At 43.8% G+C, this 9403-nt stretch carries 9 protein-coding genes and 1 tRNA gene; 5 read left to right on the top strand and 5 right to left on the bottom strand.

Annotated features, from left to right (window positions below; translation table 11 throughout):
* Positions 1 to 297: 297 nt before the first annotated feature.
* A complete protein-coding gene (locus tag WA381_RS07945) occupies positions 298 to 480 on the bottom strand; it encodes a hypothetical protein (protein WP_014976139.1) in 183 nt (60 codons plus the stop codon).
* 247 nt (positions 481 to 727) lie between these two features.
* Here WA381_RS07945 and WA381_RS07940 point away from each other — a divergent pair, with 247 nt between their 5' ends.
* Both WA381_RS07940 and WA381_RS07935 read left to right on the top strand, forming a co-directional pair.
* Positions 728 to 898: a hypothetical protein gene (locus WA381_RS07940; protein ID WP_014949001.1), complete on the top strand. Its 171-nt coding sequence runs from the start codon at positions 728 to 730 to the stop codon at positions 896 to 898.
* 592 nt (positions 899 to 1490) lie between these two features.
* Entirely contained in the window at positions 1491 to 4055 is a 2565-nt protein-coding gene (locus WA381_RS07935) for a TonB-dependent receptor plug domain-containing protein (RefSeq protein WP_039225628.1), read from the top strand.
* 69 nt (positions 4056 to 4124) lie between these two features.
* Here WA381_RS07935 and WA381_RS07930 read toward each other — a convergent pair whose 3' ends face one another.
* Entirely contained in the window at positions 4125 to 4682 is a 558-nt protein-coding gene (locus WA381_RS07930; RefSeq protein WP_014976142.1) for an acyl-CoA thioesterase, read from the bottom strand.
* Between the two features lie 92 nt (positions 4683 to 4774).
* Here WA381_RS07930 and WA381_RS07925 point away from each other — a divergent pair, with 92 nt between their 5' ends.
* A complete protein-coding gene (locus WA381_RS07925) occupies positions 4775 to 5398 on the top strand; it encodes a flavin reductase family protein (RefSeq protein ID WP_014976143.1) in 624 nt (207 codons plus the stop codon).
* 11 nt (positions 5399 to 5409) lie between these two features.
* Here WA381_RS07925 and WA381_RS07920 read toward each other — a convergent pair whose 3' ends face one another.
* A complete protein-coding gene (locus WA381_RS07920; RefSeq protein ID WP_014976144.1) occupies positions 5410 to 5754 on the bottom strand; it encodes a winged helix-turn-helix transcriptional regulator in 345 nt (114 codons plus the stop codon).
* A 105-nt stretch (positions 5755 to 5859) separates the two neighbouring features.
* Here WA381_RS07920 and WA381_RS07915 point away from each other — a divergent pair, with 105 nt between their 5' ends.
* Together WA381_RS07915 and WA381_RS07910 are read left to right on the top strand one after the other, a co-directional pair.
* A complete protein-coding gene (locus WA381_RS07915) occupies positions 5860 to 6654 on the top strand; it encodes an SDR family NAD(P)-dependent oxidoreductase (RefSeq protein ID WP_014976145.1) in 795 nt (264 codons plus the stop codon).
* Between the two features lie 115 nt (positions 6655 to 6769).
* Positions 6770 to 7426: a cupin domain-containing protein gene (locus WA381_RS07910; protein WP_156087328.1), complete on the top strand. Its 657-nt coding sequence runs from the start codon at positions 6770 to 6772 to the stop codon at positions 7424 to 7426.
* 171 nt (positions 7427 to 7597) lie between these two features.
* Here WA381_RS07910 and WA381_RS07905 read toward each other — a convergent pair whose 3' ends face one another.
* Complete coding sequence (locus WA381_RS07905) at positions 7598 to 9004, bottom strand: alanine/glycine:cation symporter family protein (RefSeq protein ID WP_014949007.1); 1407 nt, start codon at positions 9002 to 9004, stop codon at positions 7598 to 7600.
* Positions 9005 to 9323: 319 nt separating this feature from the next.
* Positions 9324 to 9399 (bottom strand) — tRNA-Gln (locus WA381_RS07900).
* Between the last annotated feature and the right edge of the window lie 4 nt (positions 9400 to 9403).

The following is a 9403-nucleotide window of genomic DNA, read 5'->3' as shown; positions in this document are numbered from 1 at the left end:
TCTTGATAGTGATTTGAACAACCCTATCTTGGCTCATTTGAAGCCTTTATGGGAGGAGAGGGTCCATACCATTAATCATTTGGCCGATACGCCTGTAGACGAACCTTTCAAAAAATTTGATTGGTCGCCTAAATAATCATTTGATAGCTCTTTTAAAACGGAAGCAAGGCTTCCGTTTTTTGTTTCTGGTTCAAACGCTTGCGAGCAATCTCGCAAAAGCTGAATAGCAGTAGGCTACACAGTGTGTAGATAAAAAGCGCAAACAGCATTTTTCTATTCCTATTCAAAATACGACTATTAAGACGCCAAGGGCAGCTGCGGGCTTAATTCTTCTACGGTTTCCATTGCAACTAACTCTTCGTATCCCTTTTGCTGCAACAGTGTTTTCAAATCGTCGCAATTACTGCATTTATTTTGTTTAGCGATAGCTACTGCTTCGATGAAACACGATAGGTGAGTTATAGATTGTGTTTGTGTCATGGTCTACTTCACTTTTGATTTTACGTAAGTTCGTTGTTTCCATTTATATTGGAATTACTTTGGCTTAGCCTGAAGTCACTAATGTGACGCTAGCATTACGCTTTTATGAAAAATAAGGGTGAAAAGTTCAAAATACCTTGAAATGTATATACATAGGCTATACATTTTGTATTCGAATAGTGTGGTAGTACTTGCAGATTCTCATTGAACGACATACTGCACGTATTGGTTTTTGCAAGGATTTAAGGTGTCTGAAAAAAACAATAAAAAGAAGAAAAAGAATAGTCAGATGATTATTCGAATCAACGACGAAGAGCGTGCTCAGTTTATCGCGTTATGCGAAGACCTAGACACTTCTGCTGCTCGTGAAGTTAGACACTTTATTCGAGAATTTATTGCCAAACACGGCGATCAATAGCGGCTTTGCTAAACGTTATGTGAGTGAAGCGAACACTACAAATAAAGATAAGGATTTACATCATGGCTAAGAAAAAAGAGTTAAAAAAAGCGATTAAAGCAACTAAGGCGAAAATTTCTAAGCAAGAAGGAAAGCTTAAAAAGCTTAAGAAGAAGCTTAAAAAAGCATAAGCGCCTATTTGGCGCTCATTAGTGCAAATTTAGTTTGAAAAGCGCTCTGAACGGAGCGCTTTTTTTGTTTCATGTACTCTAGTCCAAATTACCTTTTGTGAAGGTGGCACCTTCCTACCGCCTCTTACCACCAGTGCAATAGATGATTCCGTCGCTTCATCTTCAAAATTCTGCCTGTCGTCGATATTAAGGATTTATTACAACTTTAGTATTGTGCGAGCGAATCTTTTTGTGATTTACTCAGCCTTCAAGCACCGCGTGCTTTTCATCTCTAATAATAATAAGTCTGATCAGACAATCTGGCGTTTAGCAGTACCCCAACAACAGAAAGAAGATATTGTATTTCAACGCGTTTTTGATTCACGAAATACAAAACTACACACTTCGAAAAGTAAAATTTAAAAGAATTCAGGAACAACACAATGCAACAGGCAAAATTTAACGCTTCTGCTTTCAAGCTTTCCCTCATTGCTTCTGCAATTGCAGGAATGGCTTTTTCTTCTTCGTCAGTGCTTGCACAGGAGCAAGCTTCTGTTGATGAGCAAGATGTTGAGCAAATCCAAATTGTAGGTTCACGTCGCGTTGGTCGCACCATCAATGACTCCCCTGTACCTATCGACATTATCGATGCTTCATCTATAGAAGCAACGGGGCTCACTGAAACCAACATGATCTTAAACCAGTTACTGCCTAGCTTTAACTTCCCTCAGCCATCTATTACCGATGGCACCGACCACGTACGACCAGCGCAGCTGCGTGGTTTAGCACCAGACCACACGCTGGTATTAGTTAATGGTAAGCGTCGTCATACCTCTGCGCTTCTTAATTTAAATGGTTCGGTGGGGCGTGGCTCTTCAGCGGTAGATTTAAACGCTATCCCGGCTAATGCGATTAAGCGTATTGAGGTGTTGCGTGACGGTGCTGCGGCTCAGTACGGCTCAGACGCCATTGCCGGTGTTATTAATATTGTTTTGAAAGATGCTGCCGAAGGCGGTGAAGTGTCGGCAACGTATGGTGCTAATGTTACAACAATGGACGGTGTGCCTAACCTTGAAGGTGTGAGTGTTGGTGCTGACGGTAATTTAGCATTCGCTGAAGGAAGCGACAGAGACGTAACCGATGGACAAACCTTTACCCTTCGCGGCAACGTAGGCTTCGAATGGGGAGACGACGGCTTTGTTAACGTATCAGGTGAATACCGCGACCGTGGACAGGCGAACCGTTCGGACTACGACCAGCGAGAAAACTATGCGCGAGACGCGGACGGCAACCTAGACCCTCGTGAGCTTACGGTCAACCGCTACAATCACGTTTACGGAAATGGTGAGGTGGAAGATTACGCCTTGTTCATAAACGCGGGCAAAGCCCTTACTGATAGCGTTGAGTTTTATACTACCGCAGGCTACAGCACTCGTGATTCGGTAGGCGGAGGCTTTTACCGTCGTGCTCAAGATTCACGAAACGTAGTTGAAATTTATCCAGACGGATTCCTACCTTCTATTCAAACTGACATAACCGATATGTCGCTGCTTGCTGGTATTAAGGGCTATGGCGATGTTTGGAATTACGACTTGTCCGTAACACATGGTGGTAATGAGCTTGAGTATGGTGTTATCAACACCCTAAACACGTCTTTAGGTCCAACGAGTCAAACTGAGTTTGACGCGGGTACGCTAGAATACAACACCACAATTGTGAATGCTGACGCGTCACGTTTGGTAGATACCGGGTATTTCTACAGCGAAATGAACTTCGCCATGGGCGCAGAATATCGTCATGAGAGCTATGAAATAACTGCAGGTGAAGAAGGGTCTTACATACAAGGTACGTTTGGACCTGGCGGCGTGGTGACTGACCCGGTAGACGGCCCGTTTGGTGCTGCTGGTTCGCAAGTATTCCCAGGCTTTACACCAGAATCTGCAGGTGAAAACAGCCGTCATAACTATAGCTTCTATGTGGATGTAGAAGCTGACGTTGTAGAAAACTGGAACGTAGCAGTGGCAGGGCGCTATGAAGATTATTCTGACTTCGGCAGCACGTTTAATTGGAAAATGTCTCACCGTGTAACCCTGAGTGATGCATTTGCACTTCGAGCGTCAGTATCAACCGGCTTTAGAGCACCATCGCTACAACAGCAATTCTTCACCTCAATCGCGACGGTATTTGTTGATGGCGAGCCAACTGAAACGGGGACATTTGCGCCGTCAAGTGATGTTGCGCAAGCGCTGGGCAGCCCAGGTCTTGATGCAGAAGAATCGAATAACTACAGTGCAGGTTTTACCTACTCGCCAACTGCTGATTTCAACCTGACAGTAGACTTTTATCGCATTGATATCGACGATCGTATCGTGCTGTCTAACAACCTATCAGGTGAGGGTATAGAAGCACTACTTGCGGGTACGGGAGCTAATCAGGCTCGATTCTTCTTAAATGCGATAGATTCGCGTACGGAAGGTGTTGATATCGTTTCTACCTATACGCTTAATACGTCAGATTATGGTGCGTTTAACTTTAACGCTGGTGCTAACTTTAACGATAACGAGGTAACAAATGTTATCGATGCACCTGATGTGTTGCAAAATGCAGGCTTCGACCAGGCTAACTTGTTCGATGATGTTGAACTACGTCGCTTCGAAACGGCTTCGCCTGACAGCAAACTTAACTTAGGTGTTACGTGGAATTATGACCGCTACACAACAACCTTACGCACTACTCGTTATGGTGAAGTGGAAGACCCATCGTCAGTTGAAGCACGCAATGAAATCATTCCGTCAGAGTGGATCACAGACCTAGACGTTCGCATTGCGTTAACAGAAGGACTTACCGTTTCTGTTGGTGCTAACAATCTGTTTGATGTGTACCCAGAAACAACCCGTGAACTTGTGGATGATGTAACCACGTTCTCGCGCTTATTCCCGTATTCAGGCTTTTCGCCTTACGGTTTTACAGGCCGTTTTGTTTACGGAAAAGTCTCGTATAGCTTCTAATTAGCACCGGTTCTTGAGTGCTGAAAGCCAGTTGATTAATACGCAACTGGCTTTTTTTGTACCTGTTACTTAGTCATTTTTCTCAAAGGTAACTACACAGCGATGTTCGTTTAAAAGCGCAAAGTCTTCTTTGGGAATAAAAGCGTCGTAATCACGTTGCAGCTTAACTTGTGCTTCCTTGCGAATTTTACTGCGGCGTATAGCCGTTACGAAATTGCGCATTTCATGGTGAGTAGATAACTCTAGCTCAGGGACTGAAACAGGTGTGCCGCTATCATCTTTGGCAACCATGGTAAAAAAGCTGTTATTGGTATGTTTGACCTCGTTGGTTTTTATATTTTCCGTAGTGACTTTTATCCCTACTACCAAGGATGTGTTTCCGACATAATGAACGGTAGCGTCGAGGTGAAGTAAGTCACCCACTTCAACAGGCTGTAAAAACTCGACGCCATCAACAGTAACGGTTACACAATAGGCTCCTGCGTGTTTACTTGCGCAGGCATAGGCGACTTTATCCATTAACGATAAAATGACACCTCCATGCACCTTACCGCCAAAATTAGCAAAAGATGGCACCATTAATTCAGTCAGTCTTGTTCTTGAAAAAGCGACATTACGTGCAGTCATAAACAACCTTTAATCTTAAGCCCTTGAAAAGCGCCGAATAAGCGTTCATATCAGTATTAGATTTACCCTACCACAAATTTTAAGGAATGGTTTTGTCACAAACGCATTTTTATCAACCAAAAGAAGGTCATGGCTTGGCTCACGATCCGTTTAACGCAATCATCGCACCGCGCCCAATCGGATGGATCTCTACAAAATCAAAAACGGGAGTGTTAAACCTTGCTCCTTACAGTTTTTTCAATGCGTTGAACTACACGCCGCCAATTATCGGATTTTCAGTAGTAGGCAGTAAGAAAGATTCACTGGTAAACGTACAGGAAACGGGTGAGTTTTGCTGGAATCTTGTATCAGAAGATTTGATTGATGCAATGAACACGACAAGTAAACCTCTGGCACCTGAAGAAAGTGAATTTGACCATGCAGGGCTTCAAACTGTAGAAAGTGAAGTGGTAAGCGTTCCCCGCGTAAAAGCGAGTAAGGTGAGCATGGAATGTAAGCTAACTGATGTGGTACAGCTTAAGACCGCCTCAGGTGAGGAGGTGAATAGCTGGTTTATCATGGGTGAAGTAGTGGGTGTACATATTGATAAGTCACTCATAGAGAACGGCGTTTACAGCACGCTGAAAAGTGCGCCAGTTACCCGTGGTGGCGGACGAGGCGATTATTACACTATTTCCCGAGATAACTTTTTCGAAATGCTAAGACCAGAGGGATAGAGCTGGCGATGCTATCTCGATAGATTATTGAGGTCTTCTTGTAAGGCCTCTATTTGTTCTAGTACGGCTAAAAATCTATTTCCAAACTCTGTTACTTGGTATTCAACCCGAGGCGGGAGCTCGTGATACACCGTTTTTTTCAGAATACCAAATTCCGTGTTCTTCTTCAGGCATTGATTTAATACTTTGGTGCTTAGTCCGTCTACAGTACGCACCATTTCACCGGGGCGGTTAATGCCATTTGCCAAGAGTTGGTAAACGGTAAGCGACCATTTACAGCCGTAAATCGTCTCTACCATGCGCGCGCTTTCTTGAGGTGGTATTTTTCGCTCGATTTGTTTTTCCTTAAAATTCATAAAGATGTACCTAAAAGTACTTACTGAACCAAATTATACTTACTATTCATGGAGTTATCTAAGGCGTAAGGTTATCACGAATTGAAAACAGTGAGGGAATTTTAAATGTCACTTTTAAATGATTTTTGTGAAAACCGTAACGCGTTAATTGTAGGCGGTTCAAGCGGTATAGGTCTTGCCACCGCTAAGTTATTGGCGAATGAAGGTGTTAACGTTGTGCTTGTGGGCAAGAATGGTTCCAAACTGGAAGAAGCAGTGAAAGCGGTAAGTACATTCACAAATGTTTCAACCATTAGCATAAACGCTGTCCAAGTTGACTTATATAAGCCTGCAGACGTACAAAAATTAATAAAGTACGTAGAAGATGCAGCTGTACCTTTTCATTACTTAATAAATGCTGCAGGGTATTTTAACCCTAAGCCATTTTTACAGCATACATGCGAAGATTATGATGTTTATCATGATTTGAATAAAAGCCTATTTTTTATCACCCAAGCGGTAGCCAAAAGAATGTCTCAGCACAGTGTTGGCAGTATTGTTAATGTTGGTTCTATGTGGGCTAAGCAGGCCGTTAAGGCGACTCCTTCGTCTGCTTACTCCATGGCAAAAGCAGCGCTGCATTCACTTACTCAGCATCTGGCCATGGAACTTGCCGACGATGGCATACGTGTAAATGCAGTATCGCCAGCGGTAGTTAAAACACCTATTTACAATGCGTTCGTTCCAGAAGAGCAAACCGATGAAGTATTGGAAGGTTTCAATGCGTTTCATCCGATAGGACGTATAGGAACTCCAGAAGACGTGGCACATGGCATCCTTTATCTGTTATCAGAAAGAGCTAATTGGACTACCGGTACCGTATTAGATATTGATGGTGGTGTAATGGCAGGTAGGAACTAATAAATAGGACGTATCATTATCTTGCTTTGTCTTCATTCTAATAACACGAAGCGAGATGATGTATACGTTTATTCGGTAACAATTGCTTGCTCTAAATAAAACGAGATTATCAATGATGCTTAATATGAACTTTGATGAACGCCTAGCGATTAATACGCAAATGCAAGAGTGGCAGGCGTCACCGTCTTCTACGGTATGGCGGAAGCCTTTAGAGCGTGAAGCAAAAGAGTTTGGTCATACAACAAGCGTCGTGAAGTACGAAGCTGGCGCGAGTTTTAAGCAGCATAGTCATCCTTATGGTGAAGAAATATTGGTGCTTGAGGGTGTGTTTTCCGATGAACACGGTGACTACCCTGCGGGCACTTACTTGCGTAACCCGCCAGGCAGTAAACATAGCCCTTTTAGTAAAGAAGGCTGTGTTATTTTAGTGAAGCTGAACCAGTTTGATAAGCGCGACTTGAGTGAAGTACGGGTAAATACAAATAAAGAACAATGGCTGCAAGGGCAGGGCGGTTTACAAGTGATGCCGCTCCACAACTTTGAGCATGAACATGTGGCGCTAGTTAAGTGGCCAGTTGGTGAGGTATTTAAACCTCACAAGCACTTTGGTGGTGAAGAGATTTTCGTACTGTCGGGTACATTTAAAGACGAACATGGTGCATACCCAAAAGGCACATGGTTGCGCAATCCTCATATGAGTCAGCATCATCCTTACGTGGATGAGGAAACAATAATATGGGTGAAGACAGGGCATTTGCCAGTAGCGTTGTAGGCCGCCATTTCATTTGTTGCAGGTAAATCAAAACTAGTGTTTTACATGCGGTCAATTGCTACAAACGAAAAAGGCTAACCCGAGGTTAGCCTTTCTTTTGTTTAATCTCACTAGGTCAAAGTTAGCCTGGTAACATCTAACTCTAAAACACTCACCTAGTAAAAGCCGGACTTAATCCCAAATACCATCTTCTGACTTACCCTGTATTTCACAGTCGCCCGCTTTGTATTCCATGTTTGCGCCACTGTCTTTTTTCTTAAAGTAGTCTTTGCTGATAGACACAATGGTAGGAGTCATCCACACAATAGCGATGATGTTAATCACCGTCATTAGGCCTAACGCCATGTCGGCCATGGCCCATACCTGAGGTAGGGCTGCCTGTGCGCCCCAGTAAATCATGCCTAAATAACCAATAGTGTAAACTGCACGGCCTATTTTATTATCTAGCTTGAACATATGCAGATTACTCTCGCCATAGGCATAGTTTGCCACTACAGACGTGAATGCAAATAAGCTGATGGCGGCAGCCACAAAATCAGTACCGCCTTCGCCTAGGTGACTGCTCATCGCATCTTGGGTTAGGCGTATGCCTTCCATCTGATCAGAGCTTGAACCGCCAGCAAGTAAAATGATGAAGGCAGTAGACGTACATAGCACGAGTGTATCTAAGAAAACGCCAAGCATCTGAATGTAACCTTGTGATACGGGGTGATTAGGGTTTGGCACAGCACTCGCCGCAGCGTGCGGTACAGAGCCGCTGCCCGCTTCGTTTGAATACAGTCCGCGCTGAATACCATTTTTAATGGCCGCACCGAGTGCACCAGCGCCAGCTTCCTGCAAGCCAAATGCTGATTTAACGATATCGAGCAGCATGGCTGGCAGTTCGGAAATATTAATGAAGGTAATAGCCAATGCCACAAGCACGTAGCCTATTCCCATAAATGGCACCACAAACTCGGCAAAGCGTGCAATGCTTTTAAGGCCTCCCACGACGATTAAGGCTGCCAGTGCAATAATGGCTAGGCCTACATATTCCGTGGGGAAAGAGTACGCATTGTTTAATGCATCGGTAATAGTATTGGCTTGAACGGCGCTAAAGACAAAGCCGTAGCCAAAGAACAAACATAGAGAAAATGCGACTGCAAGCCAGGTTTTATTCAAACCCTGCTTGATATAATAAGCGGGACCGCCACGGAACTCGCCGTTTTCGTCACGGACCTTGTATAGCTGACCTAGTACACTTTCGGCAAAGCCAGTGGCCATACCTAAAAGGGCAATCATCCACATCCAAAAAATAGCGCCAGCACCGCCTAGAGATATAGCAACCGCGACGCCAGCTAAGTTACCCGTGCCTACACGAGCCGATAAGCTGGTACACAAAGCTTGGAATGAACTTATCCCATCCTTAGTAGAAGTGTTACTGCCCTTTAGTAGGCTGAACATATGGCCGAAGTGCCTAAGCTGCACACCGCCAAGTTTAACGGTAAACCAGATACCACATGCAAGCAGCATAATGATAAGTACCTGACCGTCTCCCCAAAGAATATTGTTAACTAATGAAACGAATTCGTTTATCACGCACTTTCCTTCGTTATTGTTTTAATTATTGCTCGGCGTGTAGAAATGAACTGAACATGACAGGTGCGTTGTCAGAACAAACGCTTCGGCTTAAGCAAACTTGTATTTGCTAAACCTTGGAATAAGCCGAGCTATATCGATAAAAACCAATACTAGCACGACAATTAAATGATTGGACAATGAAAACGTACTGAAACTATGACGTTTTATGCTCGCATATAGCAAATTTATTCATTCATGGGGGAGAAGAACACATTTGCTGAACAAAACGAGAGTACAAACAAAAAAACCGCTCAAAAGAGCGGCTTTTTCAAGAATATGGCTGGGGTAACAGGACTCGAACCTATGAATGGCGGGATCAAAACCCGCTGCCTTACCAACTTGGCTATACCCCAAATG

Source organism: Alteromonas sp. CH_MED4-4, assembly GCF_037029575.1.
Taxonomy (GTDB): Bacteria; Pseudomonadota; Gammaproteobacteria; order Enterobacterales; family Alteromonadaceae; genus Alteromonas; species Alteromonas macleodii.
This window is presented reverse-complemented; position numbering and strand designations above follow the sequence as displayed.